This window comes from Pseudomonas sp. AN-1 (genome assembly GCF_034057115.1).
Lineage (GTDB): Bacteria > Pseudomonadota > Gammaproteobacteria > Pseudomonadales > Pseudomonadaceae > Geopseudomonas.
Map to the genome: position 1 here is coordinate 1408730 of NZ_CP139195.1, position 21576 is coordinate 1430305.

General features: G+C 68.5%; 20 protein-coding genes. 8 read left to right on the forward strand and 12 right to left on the reverse strand.

Features of this window, described 5'->3' with window-relative positions; all coding sequences use genetic code 11:
- Positions 1-4 precede the first annotated feature (4 nt).
- From epsC to SK095_RS06395, 4 genes are all read left to right on the forward strand, one after another.
- Complete coding sequence (epsC, locus tag SK095_RS06380; protein WP_320548296.1) at positions 5-949, forward strand: serine O-acetyltransferase EpsC; 945 nt, start codon at positions 5-7, stop codon at positions 947-949.
- Between the two features lie 232 nt (positions 950-1181).
- A complete protein-coding gene (gene msuE / locus SK095_RS06385; RefSeq protein WP_320548297.1) occupies positions 1182-1745 on the forward strand; it encodes an FMN reductase in 564 nt (187 codons plus the stop codon).
- A 104-nt stretch (positions 1746-1849) separates the two neighbouring features.
- A complete protein-coding gene (locus SK095_RS06390; protein WP_320548298.1) occupies positions 1850-3037 on the forward strand; it encodes an acyl-CoA dehydrogenase family protein in 1188 nt (395 codons plus the stop codon).
- 8 nt (positions 3038-3045) lie between these two features.
- Positions 3046-4149, forward strand: coding sequence for a sigma-54 dependent transcriptional regulator (locus tag SK095_RS06395; protein WP_320548299.1), 1104 nt, complete (start codon positions 3046-3048; stop codon positions 4147-4149).
- 168 nt (positions 4150-4317) lie between these two features.
- On the opposite strand, the gene SK095_RS06400 is transcribed toward SK095_RS06395, so the two are convergent.
- The 7 genes from SK095_RS06400 to msuE (SK095_RS06430) all read right to left on the reverse strand — a co-directional run bounded on the left by SK095_RS06400 (position 4318) and on the right by msuE (SK095_RS06430) (position 11503).
- Complete coding sequence (locus SK095_RS06400) at positions 4318-5643, reverse strand: ABC transporter substrate-binding protein (protein ID WP_320548300.1); 1326 nt, start codon at positions 5641-5643, stop codon at positions 4318-4320.
- A gap of 78 nt (positions 5644-5721) precedes the next feature.
- Positions 5722-6789, reverse strand: coding sequence for a branched-chain amino acid ABC transporter permease (locus SK095_RS06405; protein WP_320548301.1), 1068 nt, complete (start codon positions 6787-6789; stop codon positions 5722-5724).
- Between the two features lie 12 nt (positions 6790-6801).
- Positions 6802-7683 carry a branched-chain amino acid ABC transporter permease gene (locus tag SK095_RS06410; protein ID WP_320548302.1) on the reverse strand — a complete coding sequence of 294 codons (882 nt, stop codon included), beginning with the start codon at positions 7681-7683 and terminating at the stop codon, positions 6802-6804.
- Between the two features lie 169 nt (positions 7684-7852).
- Positions 7853-8623, reverse strand: coding sequence for an ABC transporter ATP-binding protein (locus tag SK095_RS06415; protein ID WP_320548303.1), 771 nt, complete (start codon positions 8621-8623; stop codon positions 7853-7855).
- A gap of 15 nt (positions 8624-8638) precedes the next feature.
- Positions 8639-9796 (reverse strand): AMP-binding protein, encoded by a 1158-nt coding sequence (locus tag SK095_RS06420; RefSeq protein ID WP_320548304.1) that lies wholly within the window; start codon positions 9794-9796, stop codon positions 8639-8641.
- A 10-nt stretch (positions 9797-9806) separates the two neighbouring features.
- The gene (gene sfnG / locus SK095_RS06425) at positions 9807-10895 is read right to left on the reverse strand and encodes a dimethylsulfone monooxygenase SfnG (protein ID WP_320548305.1); all 1089 of its coding nucleotides are present in this window, start codon (positions 10893-10895) and stop codon (positions 9807-9809) included.
- Between the two features lie 41 nt (positions 10896-10936).
- The gene (gene msuE / locus SK095_RS06430; RefSeq protein ID WP_320548306.1) at positions 10937-11503 is read right to left on the reverse strand and encodes an FMN reductase; all 567 of its coding nucleotides are present in this window, start codon (positions 11501-11503) and stop codon (positions 10937-10939) included.
- A 404-nt stretch (positions 11504-11907) separates the two neighbouring features.
- Here msuE (SK095_RS06430) and SK095_RS06435 point away from each other — a divergent pair, with 404 nt between their 5' ends.
- The 4 genes from SK095_RS06435 (at position 11908) to SK095_RS06450 (ending at position 15495) form a co-directional block, all read left to right on the forward strand.
- Positions 11908-13149 carry an acyl-CoA dehydrogenase family protein gene (locus tag SK095_RS06435; protein WP_320548307.1) on the forward strand — a complete coding sequence of 414 codons (1242 nt, stop codon included), beginning with the start codon at positions 11908-11910 and terminating at the stop codon, positions 13147-13149.
- 14 nt (positions 13150-13163) lie between these two features.
- Positions 13164-13310 (forward strand): hypothetical protein, encoded by a 147-nt coding sequence (locus SK095_RS06440; protein WP_320548308.1) that lies wholly within the window; start codon positions 13164-13166, stop codon positions 13308-13310.
- A gap of 300 nt (positions 13311-13610) precedes the next feature.
- The gene (locus SK095_RS06445; protein ID WP_320548309.1) at positions 13611-14216 is read left to right on the forward strand and encodes an OmpW/AlkL family protein; all 606 of its coding nucleotides are present in this window, start codon (positions 13611-13613) and stop codon (positions 14214-14216) included.
- Between the two features lie 37 nt (positions 14217-14253).
- A complete protein-coding gene (locus SK095_RS06450) occupies positions 14254-15495 on the forward strand; it encodes an SfnB family sulfur acquisition oxidoreductase (RefSeq protein ID WP_320548310.1) in 1242 nt (413 codons plus the stop codon).
- A gap of 100 nt (positions 15496-15595) precedes the next feature.
- On the opposite strand, the gene chrA is transcribed toward SK095_RS06450, so the two are convergent.
- The 5 genes from chrA to SK095_RS06475 form a co-directional block, all read right to left on the reverse strand.
- The gene (chrA, locus tag SK095_RS06455; protein ID WP_320548311.1) at positions 15596-16957 is read right to left on the reverse strand and encodes a chromate efflux transporter; all 1362 of its coding nucleotides are present in this window, start codon (positions 16955-16957) and stop codon (positions 15596-15598) included.
- A complete protein-coding gene (locus SK095_RS06460) occupies positions 16954-17892 on the reverse strand; it encodes a chromate resistance protein ChrB domain-containing protein (RefSeq protein ID WP_320548312.1) in 939 nt (312 codons plus the stop codon). The genes chrA and SK095_RS06460 overlap by 4 nt, the downstream gene beginning before the upstream one ends.
- Before the next feature lie 95 nt (positions 17893-17987).
- A complete protein-coding gene (locus tag SK095_RS06465; RefSeq protein ID WP_320548313.1) occupies positions 17988-19229 on the reverse strand; it encodes a bifunctional 3,4-dihydroxy-2-butanone-4-phosphate synthase/GTP cyclohydrolase II in 1242 nt (413 codons plus the stop codon).
- 177 nt (positions 19230-19406) lie between these two features.
- Positions 19407-20186: an ABC transporter ATP-binding protein gene (locus SK095_RS06470; RefSeq protein WP_320548314.1), complete on the reverse strand. Its 780-nt coding sequence runs from the start codon at positions 20184-20186 to the stop codon at positions 19407-19409.
- A gap of 126 nt (positions 20187-20312) precedes the next feature.
- On the reverse strand, positions 20313-21566 hold the full coding sequence (locus SK095_RS06475) for an acyl-CoA dehydrogenase family protein (protein ID WP_320548315.1): 1254 nt from the start codon (positions 21564-21566) through the stop codon (positions 20313-20315).
- Positions 21567-21576: the final 10 nt, after the last annotated feature.

Genomic DNA, 21576 nt, shown 5'->3' on the forward strand with positions numbered 1-21576 from the left:
ATCGATGGATCAGCGTGTGAGTCCTGCCGCCGCGAGCGGCTGGAAACTGGAGAGTATCGTCCGCGACCTGCGCGCCGCGCGTCGCGAATGGCGGGCGCAGCATGGCCGCGACCGCGAGCCGGGCGGCCGCGAGCTGCCCTCGCGGCAGATCATGGGCGAAATCGTCGAGGCGCTGGCGGGCGCGCTGTTCCCCATGCGCCTGGGCCCGCCCGACCTGCGCCAGGAGAGCGAGGACCTCTATGTCGGCCACACTCTCGACGCCGCGTTGAACGCCCTGCTGCAGCAGGCCAGCCTGGAGCTGGGCCACGCCGCCCAGCCGGGCGTGCGACCGAGTCAGGAGATCGAGCGCCAGGCGCGGCGCATCGTCCAGGACTTCGCCCTCGCCCTTCCGGCGCTGCGCCGCCTGCTCGACGGCGACGTGATGGCCGCCTATCGCGGCGACCCGGCGGCACGCAGCGTCGACGAGGTACTGCTGTGCTATCCGGGGATCATCGCGGTGATCCACCACCGCATCGCCCATCACCTCTACAGCGCCGGACTGCCGCTGCTGGCGCGGATCATTGCCGAGCTGGCCCATTCGGCCACCGGCATCGACATCCACCCCGGCGCGCGGATCGGCAGCAGCTTCTTCATCGACCACGGCACCGGCGTGGTGATCGGCGAAACCGCGGTGATCGGCGAACGGGTGCGCATCTACCAGGCGGTGACCCTGGGCGCCAAGCGCTTCGAGTCCGACGAAACAGGCCAGTTGCTCAAGGGGCAACCGCGCCACCCCATAGTTGAAGACGACGTGGTGATCTACGCCGGGGCCACCATCCTCGGGCGCATCACCATCGGCGCCGGTTCCACCATCGGTGGAAACGTCTGGCTGACGCGCAGTGTGCCTCCGGGCAGCAACGTCAGCCAGGCGAACGTGCAGAACCAGGTGGGCAATGGCAGCGTCAGCTAGCCGGCCAGCACTTCCGCCCAGCGGGCAGCGGGGCGGCGGCAATACTCCTGCTGCCCGGGCAACAGCCGCACAACTGTTGCCCAAGCAGCAGCGACTCGACAGATTGCCGAGGCAGGCAACAGCGGCCTTTCGGCGAAACATCACAAGCACCTGATTTTAAAAGGATTTAAGTCATGGCACGAGCATTGCTGTGTTCCTGTACCGCAAGCAACTGTTGAAAGGAACACACTCCATGAGCACTCCCCTGAAAGTCGTCGCCGTCACCGGCAGCACCTTCCGCCCCTCGCGCACCCTGGCGCTGACCGAGGCGCTGGTCGCCGAACTCGCCCATCGCCTGCCCATCGACAGCCGCATCGTCGAGCTGGGCGACATCGCCCGTCCGCTGGGCGGCGCGCTGTCGCGCAAGGAGCTGCCGGAAACCGTCGAGCACGAGCTGCGCGCCATCGAGTCCGCCGACCTGCTGATCGTCGCCGCGCCGGTCTATCGCGGTTCCTACCCGGGACAGTTCAAGCACCTGTTCGACCTGATCGGTCAGGACGCGCTGGTCGGCACGCCGGTGCTGCTGGCCGCCACCGGCGGCAGCGAGCGCCATGCACTGGTGATCGACCATCAGCTGCGGCCGCTGTTCAGCTTCTTCCAGTCGCTCACCCTGCCGATCGGCGTGTATGCCGCGGAAGCCGATTTCACGGACTACCGGATCAGCAGCGAAGCCCTCAAGGCACGCGTGCGCCTGGCCATCGAACGCGCCCTGCCGACGCTCGCCGCCGGCTCCGCCCGTCTGCAGAAGATCGCCTGAGCAGCGCACGGCCACCTCCAGCGGGGCGCCGGATCGCTGCTCGTCAGGACATCCGGCCGCTCTCTCCCCTGCCTCTCGCCAGCCACCACCAAGAGGAACAGCGAGTGACTGCCATCACCCCACCCAAAGTGCTGTCGCCCCTGCAGACAGCCCGCCAACTGGCTGCCGAATTCGCCGAAAGCGCCGTCGAACGCGACCAGCAGGGCGGCACCCCGAAAGCCGAGCGCGATGCCCTGCGCCGCAGCGGCCTGCTGACCCTGAGCATCCCGCGCCAGTATGGCGGCCAGGGCGCCAGCTGGAGCGAGACCCTGGAGGTCGTCCGCGAATTCGCCCGGGTCGACAGCTCCATCGCCCACGTCTACGGCTTCCAGCACCTGATGCTGGCCACCGTGCGCCTGTTCTCCCGCCCGGACCAGTGGCAACCCTGGTTCGAACATACCGCGCGCAACAACTGGTTCTGGGGCAACGCCCTGAATCCCCTGGACACCCGCACCGTGGCGAAGAAGCGCGACGGCTGGCGCGAGTTCTCCGGGCGCAAGAGCTTCTGCTCGGGCTCGGCCGACTCGGAAATGCTGATCGCCTCGGCCCTCGACGAGGCGGCCGGCGGCAAGCTGCTGATCGCCGCCATCCCCAGCAGCCGCACCGGCATCACCCTGCACGGCGACTGGGAGAACATGGGCCAGCGGCAGACCGACAGCGGCAGCGTCACCTTCGAGCGCGTGCGCGTCGAGGAGAACGAGCTGCTCCTCGATCCCGGCCCGCTGAGCACGCCCTTCGCCTGCCTGCGCCCGCTGATCGCCCAGCTGACTTTCGCCAACCTGTTCCTCGGCATCACCGAGGGCGCCTTCGCCGAGGCGCGCCACTACACGCTCAAGGAGAGCCGGCCGTGGTTCAAGTCCGGTGTCGAGCACGCCGGCGAGGATCCCTACGTACTGCGCCATTACGGCGAGTTCTGGGTCGGCCTGGAGAGCGTGCGTGTCCTGGTCGAGCGCGCCAACGGCCTGCTCGACCAGGCCTGGAGCAAGGAACACAACCTCAGCGCCGACGAGCGCGGCCGCCTGGCCGTGGCCGTGGCCAGCGCCAAGGTCGCCGCCAGCCGGGTCGGCCTCGATCTCACCAGCCGCCTGTTCGAAGTCACCGGCGCCCGCGCGACCCACGCCGCCCTGCGTCTGGACCGCTACTGGCGCAACCTGCGCACCCAGACCCTGCACGACCCGCTGGACTACAAGCTCCATGAGCTGGGCGACTGGGCGCTGAACGAGGCGCTGCCGACCCCCACCTTCTATTCGTAGCGAACGCCATGGAACTGTTGACCCTGCCGCACTCCCCCGCCCTCGCCACCTCGATCCGCGCCACGGCGCAGGTGTTCGAGGACGCCAAGTCGCAAGCCCTGCTCGAACACCTGCAGCAGGTCGCGCCGAGCGACGCCAGCGTGCTGATCATCGGCGAAACCGGCACCGGCAAGGAGCTGGTTGCCCGTCATCTGCACAACCTCAGTGTCCGCCGCGGCGGCCCGTTCGTTGCGGTGAACTGCGGAGCCTTCTCGGAAACCCTGGTGGAGGCCGAGCTGTTCGGCCACGAGAAGGGCGCCTTCACCGGCGCCCTGAGCGCCAAGGCCGGCTGGTTCGAGGAGGCCAACGGCGGCACTCTGTTCCTCGACGAGATAGGCGACCTGCCGATGCCGATCCAGGTCAAGCTGCTGCGCGTGCTGCAGGAGCGCGAGGTGGTGCGCCTCGGTTCGCGCAAGAGCATCCCGATCAACGTGCGGGTGCTGGCGGCGACCAACGTGCAGCTGGAGAAGGCGATCAACGCCGGGCATTTCCGCGAGGATCTCTACTACCGGCTCAACGTGGTCAGTCTCAACCTCAGCCCGCTGCGCGACCGTCCGGGCGACGTGCTGCCGCTGGCCCGCCACTTCATCGCCGAGTACAGCCGCCGTCTGGGTTACAGCGGCATCCGCCTGGGCAAGGATGCCGAGGTAAAGCTGCTCGGCTACTCCTGGCCGGGCAACATCCGCGAGCTGGAGAACGTCATCCACCACACCCTGCTGCTCTGCCGCGAGCAGGTGATCGGCGCCGACGACCTGCACCTGTCCAACCTGCGCATCGAGCGTCCGGCGGAGGCGGCAACGGTACAGGACGAATCGGCCGACGCCCTGCTGCAGCGCGCCTTCCTCAAGCTGTTCGAGGAGCAGAGCGGCGCCCTTCACGAGAAGGTCGAGGAATCCCTGCTGCGCGCGGCCTACCGCTTCTGCCACTACAACCAGGTGCACACCGCCAGCCTGCTCGGCCTCAGCCGCAACGTCACCCGCGCGCTGCTGATCAAATTCGGCGAACTGGTGGTCAACCGCCGCCGTCCGGCAGACGCCAGCCAGGGGAGCAAGGTCGTCAACATCTCGATCTGAGCGTGCGCAACGCCCACTACCCAGCCCGCCGCCACCTCCAGGTGCCGGCGGGCTGCTGCTTTCCGCCGGCACCGCTTGCCGGCCGCGTGGCCAGCACTTTCTGCAGCCGACAAAAAACCGGGCCATCGACTGATGGCCCGGTTCGCCGTCATGCGAGCGCTGGAGGAGTCAGGCTTCCTTGCTGCAATCGCGCGGGGTGATGCCCTTCTCCTGCGCGTACTTGCGCGAGGACGCCTCGATGATCGGCCGCAGCAGGGCGCGGTCGGCCTGCACCCAGTCGCTGATCAGGTTCCACTTCTCGCCGTCCCACTGCTGGAAGCGCACCGCGCCGCCGCCCTCGTGGTCGGAGCAGGACAGCTGCAGCGGCTGCACCAGACCCAGGGCGCCCAGTTCCTTGAGGCGGGTGTCGTCCAGCTTGAGGTTCTCGAAGCCCCAGCGCACCTGCTCGCCGGTCAAGGGCTGCTTGCCGAACTTGGCCTGGGCGATGCGCAGCGCCTCGACGTTGAGGATGCCGTTGACCACGCCGAGGTTGTAGTAGACGTTGCCGAAGCGCTTGGCATCGGCCAGGTCGCCCTGCCCCTTGTCGACCACCTCCTGCTTGATGCCCTGCAGCACCGGGAACTCGGTGCCGGACGGGTGGGTGGTGATGGCGATGAAGCCCTTGGCCGCAGCACCGGCCGGGGCGGCGTCATCCTCGGAGTTGCTCCAGATGTTGCCGATGATGCGGTTGGCCGGGAAGCCGACCTTCTGCGCGGTCTTCAGCGCCACCGGGTTCATCACCCCCCAGCCGCGCAGGATCACCCAGTCCGGCTTCTCGCGACGGATGTTCAGCCACTGCGACTGCTGCTCGTTGCCCGGGTGCGGCACCTCCACCAGGCTCAGGGCGAAGCCGTACTTGTCGGCGAGGATCTTCAGCACCTCGTTGGTTTCCTTGCCGTAGGGCGAGCCGTGGTAGAGGGTGACGATCTTCTGGCCCTTGAGCTTGTCGAGGCCGCCGGCCTGCTGGCCGATGTAGTTGACGATCGCCGACACCTCGGAATACGGGTTGAGCTGCAGCGGGAAGGCGTAGGGGAACACGCTGCCGTCAGTGGAGTCGGTGCGGCCGTGGTTGATGGTGATCAGCGGCAGCTTGTCGGCGGTGGAGCGGTCGAGGGTGGCGTAGGCGATGCCCACCGACAGCGGGTTGGTGGCCGCCGCCGGCGCGCCGTTCAGACCGCCCTTGAGGCGCTCGTAGCACTCGACGCCCTTCTCCACCACGTACTCGGTCTCGCACTCGCTCCAGGTCAGCTTGACGCCGTTGACCCCGCCGCCCGCGTTGACGTACTTGAGATAGTCGATGAAGCCGCCGAAGAAGCCGGTGCCACCGGCCGCGTAGGGGCCGACCCGGTAGCTCTGCAGCGGGAAGTACTGTTCGCCCTCGGCGTGGGCGCTGAGGGCCGCGCTGCCCAGGCTGATGGACAGCGCCAGGCTGGCGACGAAACTGCGTTTGAACATCGTGATTGTCCTTGTCGAAGAATGGGAGGTCGGGGCCGGACCGGCGTCCGGTAGTGCTTGGGTTCGGGAAAGCGCCATTCAGTAGCGCAGCGGCCACACCCGGGCGCGCTCGCGCAGGCGTTGCCAGAGACGGGCGAGGCCCTCCGGCTCCTTGATCAGGAAGGCGATGATCAGCGCGCCGAACAGCATCTTCTGCAGGTTCTCCAGCTGTCCGGCGTCGATCAGCCCGGCCGGCAGCAGGCCGGCGAGGTTGGAGAGCAGCAGCGGGAACAGCACGATGAAGGCGGCGCCGAGGAAGTTGCCGAGGATGCTGCCCAGTCCGCCGATGATGATGATGAACAGCACCTGGAACGAGCGGTTGAGGTCGAAGCCGTGCGGCTCCACGGTGCCCAGGTAGGCGAACGCCCAGAGCGCGCCGGCGATGCCGAGGAAAAAGCCGCTGATGGCGAAGGCCAGCAGCTTGGTCTTCGCCAGCGGGATGCCGATCACCGCGGCGGCGGTATCCATGTCGCGCACCGCCATCCAGTTGCGGCCCAGCTCGCTGCGCACCAGGTTGTGGCCGAGCCAGAACAGCGCCGTCACCACGCCGAGGGTCAGCAGGTAGCGGCCGTCCGGCGAACCGAAGTCGGCGCCGAGGATCTCCAGCTTGGGCGCGCTGATCACCCCGGACGGATTGTCGTTGGAGAACCAGCCGAACTTGGTCAGCGCCCACTGCACGAAGAACTGCGCAGCGAGGGTCGAGACGATCAGGTAGAAACCCTTGATGCGCAGACTGGGCAGGCCGAACAGCAGCGACACCAGGGCGGCGACCACCCCGCCGAGCAACAGGCTGAGCGGCAGCGGCAGCCCCGGCACGCGCAGCTCGAAGTTGTAGGCAGCGAAGGCGCCCACCGCCATGAACGCCGCCGAGCCGAGGGACAACTGGCCGGCGTAGCCGGTCAAGAGGTTCAGCCCCAGCCCGGCCAGCGACAGCACCAGGAACGGAATCAGGATGGCGCTGAACCAGTAGTCGTTGCCGAGGAAGGGCACCACGACGAAGGCGAAGGCCAGCAGCAGGACCAGGCCGAGGCGGTCCTGGCGCAGGCGAAACAGGCGGCGGTCGTCGGCGTAGCGGGTGCTGAACTGACCGGCTTCTTGATAGAGCATGTCGCGATCTCCTTACACGCGCTCGATGGCGCGCTCGCCGAACAGCCCCGCCGGGCGCACCAGCAGGAACAGCATGGCCAGCACATAGGGGAACCAGTTTTCGATGCCGCCGCCGACGAAGGGGCCGAGATAGACCTCGGCGAGCTTTTCCGCGGCGCCGACGATCAGGCCGCCGACGATGGCGCCGCTGATCGAGGTGAAGCCGCCGATGATCAGCACCGGCAGTGCCTTGAGCACCACCAGCGACAGCGAGAACTGCACGCCGAGGCGCGCGCCCCACAGCAGCCCGGCGACCAGGCCGACGAAGCCGGCCACCGCCCACACCACCGCCCAGATGCGCTGCAGGCGGATGCCCACGGTCAGCGCGGCCAGCGGATCGTCGGCCACCGCGCGCAGCGACAGGCCGATGCGGGTCTTGTTGAACAGCAGCGAGAGCAGCGCCACCAGCGCGGCGGCGATGCCGGCGGCGAACAGGTCGAACTGCGACAGCAGCAGGCCGCCGACCTCCAGCGGCGCGTCGTTGATGCCCAGCTCCAGACCGTGCACCTGGGCGCCCCACAGGGCCTGGGCGAAGCCCTCGATCATGTACGACAGGCCGAGGGTGGCCATGAACAGGGTGATCGGCGAGCGGTTGACCAGCGGGCGCAGCACCGCGCGCTCGATCAGCAGTGCCAGAAACACCATCGCTGCCAGGGTGATCAGGAAGGCGAGCCAGAACGGCACGCCGCGCTCCAGCAGGCTGACGAAGGTCAGCGCGGCGAACAGCACCATCGCGCCCTGGGCGAAGTTGAACACGCCCGAGGCCTTGTAGATCAGCACGAAGCCGATGGCGACCAGCGAGTACATCACCCCCGCCAGCAGCCCGCCGATCAGCACTTCGAAGAAGAATTCCATGTTGGATTTCCCGTTTGCGGGCGCAAGGCGCCCTGGCCGCCTGCGCGCAGGCGGGCGTTGTCGATTGCGGTTTTTTTGTAGGGTGGGCAACGGCGCAGCCTTGCCCACCGGCGGTGGCTGGCCACCCGGTGGGAAATCGCTGCGCGAGTTTCCCACCCTACGCTGCCATCTAGTGCCGGGTGCCCAGATAGGCGGCGATCACCTCGGGATCGCGGCGCACCTGCTCCGGCGGGCCGTCGCCGATCTTGCGCCCGTAGTCGAGCACCACCACATGGTCGGAGATGCCCATCACCACGCCGATGTCGTGTTCGATCAGCACCACCGTGGTACCGAACTCGCGGTTGACCTCGACGATGAAGCGGCTCATCTCGGCCTTCTCCTCGGCATTCATCCCCGCCATCGGCTCATCGAGCAGCAGCAGGCGCGGCTCGGCGGCCAGTGCACGGGCCAGCTCGACGCGCTTCTGCAGGCCGTAGGGCAGCCGGCCGACGATGGCCTCGCGCCACGGCTGGATGCGCAGGAACTCGATGACCCGCTCGGCCGCCGCGCGCTGGCGGTCGTCCTCGCCGGCCGCGCGGCCGATGCGCAGCGCCTGCTCAAGCCAGCTGCTGCGGCGCTTGAGGTTGCGCCCGGTGAGCACGTTGTCGAGCACGCTCATGCCCTTGAACAGCGCGATGTTCTGGAAGGTGCGGGCGATACCCAGCTCGGCGGCGGCGTGCGGGCGCATGCTGTTGCGCTCCACCCGGTCGAAACGGATCCGGCCCGACTGTGGCCGGTACACGCCATTGATGATGTTCAGCAGCGAACTCTTGCCCGCGCCATTGGGGCCGATCAGCGCGCAGATCTCGCCGGGGGCGACGGCGAAGCTGAGGTCGGTGATCGCCTTGACGCCCTTGAACGACAGGGAAATGTGCTCCAGCTCGAGCAGTGGTTGCGACATCGGTGCTTCTCCTCGTCAGGCCAGTTGCGAGCTGCCGTCGATCCAGCCGCTCACGGCCGGAACCGGGCGCTGCGGCGGGCGCTGCCACTCGGCGGGGTCGGGCCAGGTGCGTACCACGACGCCCAGCCCGGCGAAGAACTGCTGCGCCTCCTCGGCCAGCGGTTCGCCCACCAGCAGCGGCGCGTGGGTGCGCGAGAAACCCAGCACGTCGCGCAGCGGCCGGCACACCAGGGCGTGGCCGAGCGTGCGGCGCAGCAGGCCGGGACGGCGCGCCAGCGCCCAGTCCACCAGGCGGCGCTGCAGCGTGCCCGGCTGCGGCAGGCGGGCCAGCGCCAGTTCGTAGAGGCGGCCGTAGGTCTCGCGGGTGCCGGCCACCAGGGTCGGGCCCAGCTCGCGACGGTCGTTGTCGCGGGTGGCCAGGCTCTCCGGGAAGTTCAGGCGGAAGCCGGCGATCAGCCAGGGCGCCAGCAGGTAGCGCGCCTGGCCGCCGGCGGCGAAGGCGCGCGCCGCCAGCGCCTCCTCACGAGGGCCGAGCTGCTCGACGTCCACCAGCCGGCGCCCCTCGCGGAGCAGCTCGGCATGGCTGATGCGCTGCTGCTCGTGACCGCCGTCGGCGCCGCGCCGGTAGAAGGCAAAGGCGCTGCGCTCGGCATGCGCCTGCGGCGCTGTCTGGTACGCCGAGGCTTCGGCGAGCAGGCGGGCGTAGGCCTGCGCCCCGCCCTCCTCCTCGCTCACCCCGCGGCCGTCGGCGTAGAACGCCAGACGCGGGGCGAGCGCCGCGGCACGCAGGCGCTGCAGCTCCTCCAGGCCCTCGGCGAAGACGAACTCCGGTTGCAGTTCGCGCAGCAGCTCGAGCTGATCGCCCGCCGCCTCCAGCGGATCGAACAGCGCCGCCACCCCGCCCAGCCATTGCGCGGCCAGCGCCGCCAGCAGCGCCTCCGGGCGCGGCCGGCTGAGGATCGCCAGGGTCGAGCCGCTGGCGAAGCCGCGCGCCTGCAGGGCGCCGGCCAGCGTGCTCACCTCGGCGGCGACCTGCGCCCAGCGGCGCACCTGCCAGACGCCCAGACGCTTGTGGCGCAGGGCGATGCCCGCGTCCTGCTGGCGCGCCTGCCACTGCAACCACTCGGGCAGGGTGGCGGGGCTGCCCGCCCCGCTGTCCGCGAACCGAACCATGCTCAGCTCCTTATGCCGCGGCTTTTTCGGCGGCGCGCCGGGCTTCCAGCTCGCGCACCAGCGGCAGCACCTTCTCGCCGAAGTAGGCGACCTCTTCCTGGAAGTGCAGGAAGCCGCTGAGGATCAGGTCGACGCCGACCTCCTTGAGGGCGACGATGCGCTCGGCGATCTGCTGCGGGGTGCCGATCAGGTTGGTCTTGAAGCCGTCGTTGTACTGCACCAGGTCCTCGAAGGTGGACTTGGCCCAGTTGCCGTCGCCTTCCGGACTGGCCGCACCGGCCTGCTTGACCTCATGACCGAAGGCGTTGACCGCCTCGAAATCGGCCTTGGCGATGATCTCGGCGAGCACGGCCTTGGCCTCTTCCTCGGTGTCGCGGGCGATGATGAAGGCGTTCACACCGACCTTGACCTGGTGGTTGTTGGCCGCGGCCTTGGCGCGGATATCGTCGACCTGGGCCTTGATGCCCTCGACAGTATTGCCGTTGGTGAAGTACCAGTCGGAGGCACGCGAAGCCATGTCACGCGCAGCGCGCGAGCTGCCGCCCTGGAAGATCTCCGGAACCCGTGCCGGCTTGGGTTTCAGGCTGTAGTTGTGGAAGCGGTAGAAGTCGCCCTTGTAGGTGAAATCGTCGCGGGTCCAGATGCCGCGCAGCACGTCGATGAACTCCTCGGAGCGGCGATAGCGCTCGTCGTGCTCCAGCCATGGTTCGCCGATGGCGGTGAATTCGCCGCGGAACCAGCCGGAAACGATGTTCACCGCGATGCGGCCGTTGGTCAGCTCGGAAATGGTGGCGATCTGCTTGGCCAGCACCGCCGGATGCCACGGCCCCGGCAGGATCGCGGCGATCACCCGCAGCTTCTCGGTCGAAGCCAGCAGCGCGTGGCTGATGGACACCGACTCGTGCTGGAATTCGGCGCCGTAGCCGGCGGTGAAGCGGATCTGCGACAGGGCATACTCGAAGCCGGCGTTCTCGGCGATCTGGGCCAGCTTGCGGTTGTAGTCGATGTCCCAGCTGGTGCGCTGCTCGATCTTGCTGACCACCAGGCCGCCGCTGACGTTGGGTACCCAGTAGGCGAATTTGATGTTGTTCTGGCTCATTTCGTTTCTCCGTATCGGAATCGGTAAGGGAATGGCTGGGATCAGGCCACGCCGAGGCGGGCCGGGTGTGCACGCAAGGCAAGGGACGGCAGGGCGCGCTCGACGGCGAGCGCAATGCGTTCGTGCAGCGCCGGGGTGGCGATGCGGTAGTTGTCGAAATCGGTTTCGGCGCCGTACACGCCGATCGGCAGGGTCTGCGCCTGGAAGAAGGCGAACAGCGGGCGCAGCTGGTGGTCGATGGCCAGCGCATGGCGGTCGCTGCCGCCGGTGGCGGCGAGCAGCACCGGCACGCCCTCCAGCGCCTGGTGGTCGACGAAGTCGAACAGGTGCTTGAACAGGCCGGTGTAGGAGGCGCGGTAGATCGGGCTGGCGGCGATCAGCAGGTCGGCGTTCTCGATGGCCAGCAGGTCGTCGCGCACGGACTGCGGCAGTTGCTCGCGCTTGAGCACCCCGGCGAACTGCGGGCCGACCTCTGCCAGCTCGACCAGGCGCACCTCGATCGGCAGCGCCTGCTGCAGTTGCGCCAGCAGCGCCTTGACCAGCACCAGGGTGCGCGATGGCTGCTGCACGCTGCCGGACACCGCGACCACCTTCAGTTTCTTGCTCATCGCTCAGCCTCGTTGCCAAGGGCGCCGGAGCGGCACCCGCAAGAGACCTAGAGCAGCAACCGTGCCACTTATAAAATCCTTTTAATATCAATGATTTAGATTGATATCAGGGATTCTGCGCAGTGTCCCGATCCGAGCAGGCTGCTGAACAGCTGTTGCCTGGCGCACAGCTGGAAGGAGAACAGTCCGCAGAAACCGGGCTCTCCCGGCGGGCAGCCACTGTTGCCTGAGCAGCAGTCGGCCAGCAACCTGCCCCGAAGCCAACAGCGCACATTCCCTATCGAAACGCTGGAGGCCGCATGAATACTGGCCTGCAGCACTTGGCACGCGCTGTGCCATGCATCTGTCAACGGCACCCGCGGCCATCCAGGCCGCCCCAGCAGACCGTTCACAGGAGCCCTGTCATGACTGCCCAGCAACAACTGAATACGCTTTCCACCGGCGCCGACTACGAACAACTGGCCGCGCGCTTCCGGCCGATCTTCGCGCGCATCGCCGCAGGCGCCGTCGAGCGCGAGCGCAGCCGCAGCCTGCCCTTCGAGCCGATCCAGTGGCTGAAGGAAGCCGGCTTCGGCGCCGTGCGCGTGCCGGTGGCCTACGGCGGCGCCGGCGCCTCGCTGCCGCAGCTGTTCCAGCTGCTGATCGAGCTGGCCGAAGCCGACTCCAGCGTGCCGCAGGCCCTGCGCGGCCACTTCGCCTTCGTCGAGGACCGCCTCAACGCCCACGCCAGCGTGCCGCAGGACAAGTGGTTCGCCCGTTTCGTCGCCGGCGAGCTGGTCGGCAACGCCTGGACCGAGGTCGGCGCGGTGAAGATCGGCGAAGTCGGCACCCGGGTCAGCCAGAAGGACGGCAAGTGGGTGGTCAACGGCACCAAGTACTACAGCACCGGGAGCATCTTCGCCGACTGGATCGACCTGTTCGCCCAGCGCGACGACAACGGCCGCAACGTGATCGCCGCGGTCAGCACCCACCAGGGCGGCGTGCAGCAGAGCGACGACTGGGACGGCTTCGGCCAGCGCACCACCGGCAGCGGCACCTCGGTATTCACCGATGCCGTGGTCGAGGAGGAGAACCTCCTCGACTTCGACACCCGCTTCAAATACCAGACCGCCTTCTACCAGCTGGTGCTGATCGCCGTGCTGGCCGGCAGCGGCCGCGCCGCGCTGCGCGACTTCTCCCGCGAGGTACGCGAGCGCACGCGCATCTTCAGCACCGGCAACGCCCCGCGGGTCAGCCAGGACGCCCAGGTGCTGCAGGTGATCGGCAAGGCCTCGGCCCAGGTCTACGCCGCCGAGGCCACCGCCCTGCGTGCAGCCATTCCGGCGCAGCGCGCCTACGAGGCGCGCTTCGGCAACGACGCGGCCGCCGAGCATGCCGCCAACGTCGCCGCCGAACTGGAGTCGGCGCAGGCCCAGGTGGTGATCGCCGACCTGGCGCTGCGCGTCACCACCGACCTGTTCAACACCCTGGGTGCCTCGGCGACCAGCGAGAAGAAGCAGCTCGACCGCCACTGGCGCAACGCGCGCACCGCCGCCTCGCACAACCCGCTGATCTACAAGGAGCGCATCATCGGCGACTGGGAAGTCAACGGCAGCGAGCCGCCCTACGTCTGGCAGATCGGCAGCGGCCCTTCCGCCGCCAAGTGACCGGGAGCGCCGCCATGCCGAAATTCCTGCAACTGTGCTTCGAAGGCCTCGCCCTGCTGCTGCGCGGCAGCATCGAGCAGCCCGCCATGGCGGCCGAGGAGCAGTACCTGGCGCTAGTCGACTGCCGCATCAGCCATTGCCCGCCGCTCCCGCGCGACTGAGCGCCCCATCCCCCCTGCCCCGAGGCCAGCGCTTGCGCTGGCCTTTTTGCATCGGCAATTGCCCCGCTGCAGCCGGTGTTCCGCCACCAACAGCGGTTCATCAGCGCTGTTTTCCGGCACACAGCCCCGCCAGCCAAAAAATCCTTAAAAGTCCTTTAAAAACAATCACTTAAGAATATGGCACGAAGCCTGCTCTAGTCCTTGTGCAACCCCTGCCGACCGGACGTACGGACGCGTGGAGCGCCCCGTAGCGCGGCCCTGCGCCGCATTCGCACAACAGCACGTACAAGGAAATACCGCATGTCACTGCACTGGCTCAGCCATGCCACCCTCGGCGCACTGCTCCTCGCCGGCAGCCTCGGCGCCCACGCTACCGACAGCCCCTGGCAGGCGCGGATCGGCGTCAGCAAGATCGTCCCCACCTCCGACTCCGGCAGCATCCTGCCCGGCGAGGTGGACATCGACAGCGACACCGGCCCGACCTTCAACCTGGCCTACTTCCTCACCCCCAACCTGGCCATCGACGTGCTCGGCGGCCTGCCGTTCAAGCACGACATCAAGCTCAACGGCAGCAAGATCGGCAGCACCAAGCAGCTGCCGCCGATCGTCTCGCTGCAGTACCACTTCGCCCCCGAGGCGCGCCTGCGCCCCTTCGTCGGCGTCGGCCTCAACTACACGTACTTCTACGACGAGAAGCTGGACAACGGCGCCGACCTCGAACTCTCCGACTCCTGGGGCGCCGCCTTCCAGGTCGGCCTCGATTTCGCCCTCGACGACAACTGGAGCGTCGGCGGCGACGTGCGCTACGCCGATATCGACAGCACCGTGAAGGTCGACGGCGTCAAGGTCGGCAGCGTCGCCGTCGACCCCACGGTGTACAGCCTCAATCTCGGCTACCGCTTCTGAACTCCCTCCCCCCCTACCCAGCACAAGGAAACCCGCCATGAGCGAACAGCAAATTGCCGACCGCGTCGTCGACCCCTACCTGCAACCGCTGCCGACCCGACCGGCGCACCGCATCCGGAGCGATGCCGAGGCCATCGAGATTGCCCGCGCCCTGGCCGCCGACTTCGCCCGTGAGGCCGCCCAGCGCGACCGCGAGCGCCGCCTGCCGATCGACGAACTCAACGCCTTCTCGCAGAGCGGCCTGTGGGGCATCACCGTGCCCAGGGCCTACGGCGGCGCCGAGGTGAGCTATCGCACCGTCGCCGAAGTGATCAAGACCATCGCCGCCGCCGACCCCTCGCTGGCCCAGCTGCCGCAGAACCACCTGGTCATCGTCGACCACATCCGCCTGGACGGCACCGAGGAACAGAAGCGCCACTTCTTCGGCCTGGTGCTCGACGGCGTGCGCTTCGGCAACGCCTTCTCCGAGCGCAACAGCCGTACCGTGGCCGACTTCGAGACGCGCATCGAGCCGGAAGGCGACGGCTTCCGCGTCAACGGTCAGAAGTTCTATTCCAGCGGCGCCCTGCTCGCCCACTGGGTGCCCACCGTTGCCGTGGACGCCGAGAAGCGCCCGCACCTGGCCTTCATCCCGCGCGACACCGAGAATCTGCGGGTGATCAACGACTGGTCCGGCTTCGGCCAGCGCACCACCGCCAGCGGCACCGTGCTGATCGAGAACGTCACGGTTCCGGCCTCACACGTAGTGCCGGTCTACAACGCCTTCGCCAACCCCACCGCCGCCGGCCCGATCTCGCAGTTCCTGCAGGCCGCCATCGACGCCGGCATCGCCCGCGGCGCGCTGGCCGAGACCATCGCCCAGGTGCGCCGCAACGCCCGTGCCTGGATCGACTCGGGCCTCGAGTTCGCCCACCAGGACCCGTACAGCATCCAGGCGGTCGGCGACCTGCAGATCCGCCAGCGCGCCGCCGAGGCGGTGCTCGACCTGGCCGCCGACCAGATCCAGATCGCCGTCGATACCCCCAACGAGGACACTGTCGCCGAAGCCTCCATCCTGGTCGCCGAAGCCAAGGTGCTGACCACCGAGGTCGCCATCCAGGCGACCAACAAGCTGTTCGAACTGATCGGCACCCGCTCCACCCTCGAGGAGTACAACCTCGACCGCCACTGGCGCAACGCGCGCACCCACACCCTGCACGACCCGGTGCGCTGGAAGTTCCATGCGGTGGGCAACTACTACCTGAACGGCATCAAGCCGCCGCGCCATCCGTGGCTGTGACGCGCTGATCCGCTTTACGGAGTGAAGAAAGCCCCGCGGCCGAAAGGCAGCGGGGCTTTCGCATGAGCAGGCACGAGTACCTGGGATGGTGGGTACGCCCTCACGGCAGGAGCATGTGCAGACCCAGCCCCGCCACGGCGCATGCTGCGATGACGTGGATGACGTTGCACCTGAAGCGGAACAGCGCCACTGCCGCGCCCAGCGCGAGCAGCAGCGACGGCCAGTCGAAACGGCCGGCGAAGCCCTCCGGCCACAGCACGTGATAACCGAAGAACAGCGCCAGATTGAGGATCACCCCCACCACGGCCGCGGTGATCGCGGTCAGCGGCGCGGTGAACTTGAGGTCGCCATGGGTGGACTCGACCAGCGGCCCGCCGGCGAGGATGAACAGGAACGACGGCAGGAAGGTGAACCAGGTGACCAGGCAGGCGGCAACCGCGCCAGCGAGGAACGGCGCATCGGGGCCGAAAAGGGCCTTCAGGTAGCCGCCCACGAAGCCGACGAAGGCCACCACCATGATCAGCGGTCCCGGCGTGGTCTCCCCCAGGGCCAGGCCGTCGATCATCTGCGTCGGACTCAGCCAGCCGAAACGCTCGACCGCGCCCTGGTAGACATAGGGCAGTACCGCATAGGCGCCACCGAAGGTGACCAGGGCCGCCTTGGTGAAGAACCAGCCCATCTGGGTCAGCGTGTGGCTCCAGCCCAACGACGCCGTCAACAGGCCCATCGGCACCAGCCACAGCAGGCCACCGACCAGCGCCACCTGCGCCAGGCGTCTCCAGCGGAAACGGACATGCTCCGGCGGCGGGGTGTGGTCGTCGATCAGGGCGGGGCCGAACGCCTTGTCGGACTGCCCATGACCGCCGCCGACCCTGAACTTTTCCGGGGCCAGGCGCCCGCCGATGTAGCCGAGCAGTGCCGCCGCCACCACGATGGCCGGAAACGGCACCTTCAGGGCGAAGATGGCCACGAAGGAGGCCGCGGCAATCGCCCACAGCCATTCGTTCTTCAGCGCCCGCGAACCGATGCGGTGGGCCGCCTGCACGACGATGGCGGTCACCGCTGGCTTGATACCGTAGAACAGTCCGGCCACCACGGGGACGTCACCGAAGGCGATATAGACCCACGACAGGACAATCAGGATCAGCAGCGAGGGCAGCACGAACAGCGCCCCGGCGACTATGCCACCCCAGCTGCGGTGCATCAGCCAGCCGATATAGGTGGCCAACTGCTGGGCCTCCGGACCGGGCAGGACCATGCAGTAATTGAGCGCATGCAGGAAGCGCCGCTCCGATATCCAGCGCCGCCGCTCGACCAGTTCCTGATGCATGATCGAGATCTGCCCGGCGGGTCCGCCGAAACTGATGAAGCCGAGCTTGAGCCAGAAGGCGAAGGCCTGCCAGAAGCTGACCGGGGGCGTGGCCGAGACGGCCTCGGAATGCGGTGTGGTGGTCTGGGTCATGGTGTGGGTCCTCCCTTCTCGAAACTGGCCAACAGCGCGTCGAATACCGCGCAGGCGGCATCCAGCAGGAGATCGTCGTCGTCGATGGTCGTGCGCAGGCCGGCCAGCACGCTCTCCACTCCGGTCGCCTCCGGCGGCTGGATGCCGCCGACGTCGAGGCCGTGCACAATCAGGCCCAGGCGTGCCAGCGCCGGCCGCTCCAGGCCGAAACTGGCGGTCAGTACCTCGAAGGTGACGCGGTTGCCGACGTGGCTGAAGGTGGCGCCGTCGAAATCGAAACCCAAGGCATCCGGCGGGCACTCCTCCGGGCTCGGCAGCCAGAGAATCCGCGCCCGGGCATCGATGAAGCGGCGAATCAGCCAGGCGCTGGCCAGGCGGTCCACCCAGGGACGCTGCCGTGTTGCCCAGACCCGCCCCTGGTAATCGCCAGGGTTGCGCGTGCCGATCTCGCCGGACAAGGCACTGGGCTCGTCCGGGGACAGGGTGCGCGCACAGGCCAACTCGAGCGCCTGCAGTGCGGCGTCGAGCTGGCGTTGCGGCTCCCCGGGAAAGAAGTCGATGGCGGACAAGCTGGCGAATGCCTTGCGCAGCTTGCGCGCCTGCCTGAGCGTATCGCTCACGCTATCGGGGCCAAGCGCTGCCTGTGCCTGCACGACCTCGGCGAGCAAAGCCGCATACTGCTCGCTGCGATCGAAAAGCGCCCGAAAGTCCTCCTGCTCAGGCGAGCAGACGCCAAGCAGCCGGGCGGTGCCGCCCCCCTCCCGCACCAGCGCCCCCAACCCATCGAGGATGCCCCGACAGTCCTCGCGGTCCGGCAACAGGTAGACGCCATCGCGCAACGTGGCCGCGCCGGAGGCCTTGAGGGCGCGCCAGATCCGCTGGCGCAGGGCGGCGTTTTCCGTAGGCAGGCTGATGACGAGAGCCAACCAGGTCATTGTGATTACCTTTCTACAAATTTGTAGAAAAGTTATCACAATAAAGGAGCGGCACGTTATCGGCGCATCACGTCGAAGCCGTTACTTGCCACCGCTCACCCCCTGCCCTGCACCACCACCGGCAGCACCAGGCGATGGCCCAGGCGCTCGCGCTTGGTGGCGAGGTAGTGGTGGTTGGCGGGGTTGGCCGGCACCTCGTGGCCAAGCTGCCGCTGCACGCCGATGCCCAGCGCCTGCAGGGCGCGCGCCTTGGCCGGGTTGTTGCTGAGCAACTGCACCGAGCGCACGCCCAGGTGGCGGAGGATGGCGGCGGCAGCGCGGTAGTCGCGGGCGTCCACCGGCAGGCCGAGCGCCTGGTTGGCCTCCACGGTATCCAGCCCCATGTCCTGCAGGGCGTAGGCGCGCAACTTGTTGGCCAGGCCGATGCCGCGGCCCTCATGGCCGCTCAGGTAGAGCAGCGCCCCGCGCCCTTCGCGGGCGATGCGCGCCAGGGCGAGGTCTAACTGCTCGCCGCAGTCGCAGCGCAGCGAGCCGAGCACGTCGCCGGTCAGGCATTCGGAGTGCAGCCGGGTCAACAACCCATCGCCGGCCACTTCACCAGCCAGCAGCACCGGGTATTCGCCGCCCGCGAAGGCGTACAGGTGCAAACGGAACTCGCCGTGGCGGGTCGGCAGGCGGGTCTCGGCAAGCAGTCGCGGTGCCGGTTCCGGGGCCAGTGCGTGGCGGTAGGCGATCAGCTGCTCGATGGTGATGATCGGCAGGCCGTGCTCGCGGGCGAAGGCCAGCAGTTCGGGGCGGCGCGCCATGCTGCCGTCGTCGTTGACGATCTCGCAAAGCACGCCCGCCGGCCGGCGCCCGGCGAGCACGGCCAGATCCAGCGCCGCCTCGGTATGCCCGGGGCGCTCGAGCACGCCGCCGGCTCGGGCGCGCAGCGGGAAGATATGGCCGGGACGGGCGAAGTCGTCCGGCTGCGAATCCGGGTCGGCCAGGGCATTGAGGGTCGCCGCGCGGTCGGCGGCGGAGATGCCGGTACTGGTGCCGTGGCGGTAGTCGACGCTGACGGTGAAGGCGGTCTGGTGCGACTCGGTATTGGCCTTGACCATCAGCGGCAGCTCGAGCGCATCGAGGCGCTCGCCGGGCAGTGCGACACAGACCAGGCCGCTGCTGTGGCGGACCAGAAAGGCCATCTGCGCGGGCGTGATGGCATCGGCGGCGATGATCAGATCGCCTTCGTTCTCGCGATCGGTGTCGTCGACCACGACGACGAATTCGCCGCGGGCGATGGCGGCAAGGGCGGTCTCGACGGTGTCGAAGGCGGCGTCGGCAAGTGCGGGCATGGCGGGTGAACCTGTACTGAAGAAATGGGCGCGCCCCGAGGCGCAGGTACCTTGACTCAGCAGATTGCGTGCCAGCCCGCAACACCGCGATTTCCGGGCCTGCAAGCGGGTCATGGATGATCACGCTGCTGGCCCGGCAACAGTTGTCCCGCGAACTGTTGCCGGATCAACAGCGGTTCAATCGCTCGCCTTGCCCCCCAGGTAGAAATGCTGGATGTCCTCGCGCGCCGCCAGCTCCTGCGCCGCGCCCTCGCCCACCACGTGACCGTTCTCCAGGATGTAGGCGTAGTCGGCGTGGCGCAGGGCGACGTTGATGTTCTGCTCGGCGACCAGGAAGCTCATGCCCTCCTTCGCGTTGAGCTGGGCGACGATATCGAAGATCTCCTCGACGATGATCGGCGCCAGACCCATCGACGGCTCGTCGAGCAGCACCAGCTTGGGCTTGGTCATCAGCGCGCGGCCGATGGCCAGCATCTGCTGCTCGCCGCCGGAGGTCAGCCCGGCCTGGGTCCTGCGCTTGGTCTTCAGGCGCGGGAACCAGGCGTAGATGCGCTCCAGATCCTGCTCCAGCTCGCGGCGGCTCGGTCCGCGCAGGAAGCCGCCACTGCGCAGGTTCTCCTCGACGGTCAGGTGGGCGAACACGTGGCGCCCTTCGAGGACGTGGACGATGCCGCGCCGTGCCAGCACGTTGGCCGCCACCCCGGCGGTGTCCGCGCCGAGGAAGCGGATGCTGCCGCGGCTGACCTCGGCGCGCTCGGCCTGCACCAGCCCGGAGATGGCCTTGAGGGTGGTGCTCTTGCCGGCGCCGTTGGCACCGAGCAGGGCGACGATGCCGCCCTGCTCGACGCGCAGCGACACGCCGCCGACGGCGAGGATGGCGCCGTCGTAGATCACCTCGATGTCGTCGACGGCCAGCAGCTCAGCGGGAGCGGCGACGGGTTGGGGGTGGTTGCTCATGGGAGTGTCCTTGAGGATGGATGGTGGGTGGGGAGAAGGCGGTGCCTAGCGCAGCGGAAACCCCTGCGCTCTGACCGCTTCGGCCAAGCGTGCACGGCGATGTAGGTCCGCAGCGGAGATGTTCAGTCAGAAGTAGGCGTTGCGCGGCAGTTCGGTGCCGTTCACCAGCAGGTCGCCGATGGCCCGTGCCTTGTAGGCGGCCGGGTTGTGCGAGGCCAGGGTACGGATGTTGCGCCAGTGGCGGTCGAGGTGCGCCGAACGGCGGGCCGCCGAGGCGCCGCCCACCTCGAACAGGTCGCTGGCCGCCTTGAGCGCCAGCTCGTCCACCACCACCTTGGCCTGGGCGGCGCGCAGCGAGGCCTCCAGGTTGAGCGCCGCAGCGTCCTCCCCCGCTGCCGCGGCGAGGAAGGCGCGGTCCAGGGCCTCGGCCGCCGCCAGCACGATGGCCTCGGCGGCGAAGGCGCTGCTGGAGAGTTGGCCGACCACCTGTAGCAACTGGGGATCGTCCGCCGGCCGCTCCGCCACGGCGTGGCTGAAGCTGCGCGCACGGCCCTGCAGCAAGACCACCGCATCGCTGACCACGCTGCGCAGGATGCCGGCGATGATGGCGTGCAGATACAACTGCGGCAGCGCGTTGGACTTGGTCGCCGTATCGCGGCGGATCACCTCGTCGCGCTCGACGCGCACGTTGGCGAAGCGGGTGGTGCCACTGCCGGTGTACTGCTGGCCGATGCCATCCCAGTCGTCGAAGACCTGCACGCCTTCCCGGTCGGTCGGGATCAGCGCGCTGAGGGCACTGCCATCCGGATCGCTGGCCGAGACCAGCACCCAGTCGGAATACAGGGTGCCGGTGCTGAAGTACTTGGTACCGTTGAGCCGGTAGCCGTCGCCCTCCACGCTGAGAGTGGTCTCGAAGCGGTAGTCGCCCACCGCCCGCGCGGACTGCTCGGTGAAGGCGTTGCCGAAGATCTCCCCGTTCACCACGCGCTGCAGGCGGGCGTCGCGCAGCGGGTCGGCGGGTGCGCGCAACAGCTCGTCGACCAGCAGGTAGTGGGCGCGCAGGATGTGCGCCACGTCCGGGTCGGCCTCGGCCAGGCGGATCAGCACCTGGAACAGTTCGCGCAGGCTGGCGCCGGCGCCGCCGCTTTCCCTGGGCAGGCGCAAGGCGCCCAGCCGTGCCAGGCGGACCAGTTCCATGGTCCGCCACGGATGGCCCTCCTGCCCCGGCTGGCGGCGCGCCTCGGCATCCCGGGCGATGGCGGCGAGCAGCCACTCTAGCTCGGCGCTTCCGGGCGTCACCAGATCGCGCAACGCCCGCGCCGTGCTGGCCAGCTCGAGCTCGTTGTCGACCACCCGCAGGCGGGCCTGGTCAGTCGTCATGGTCGTGCTC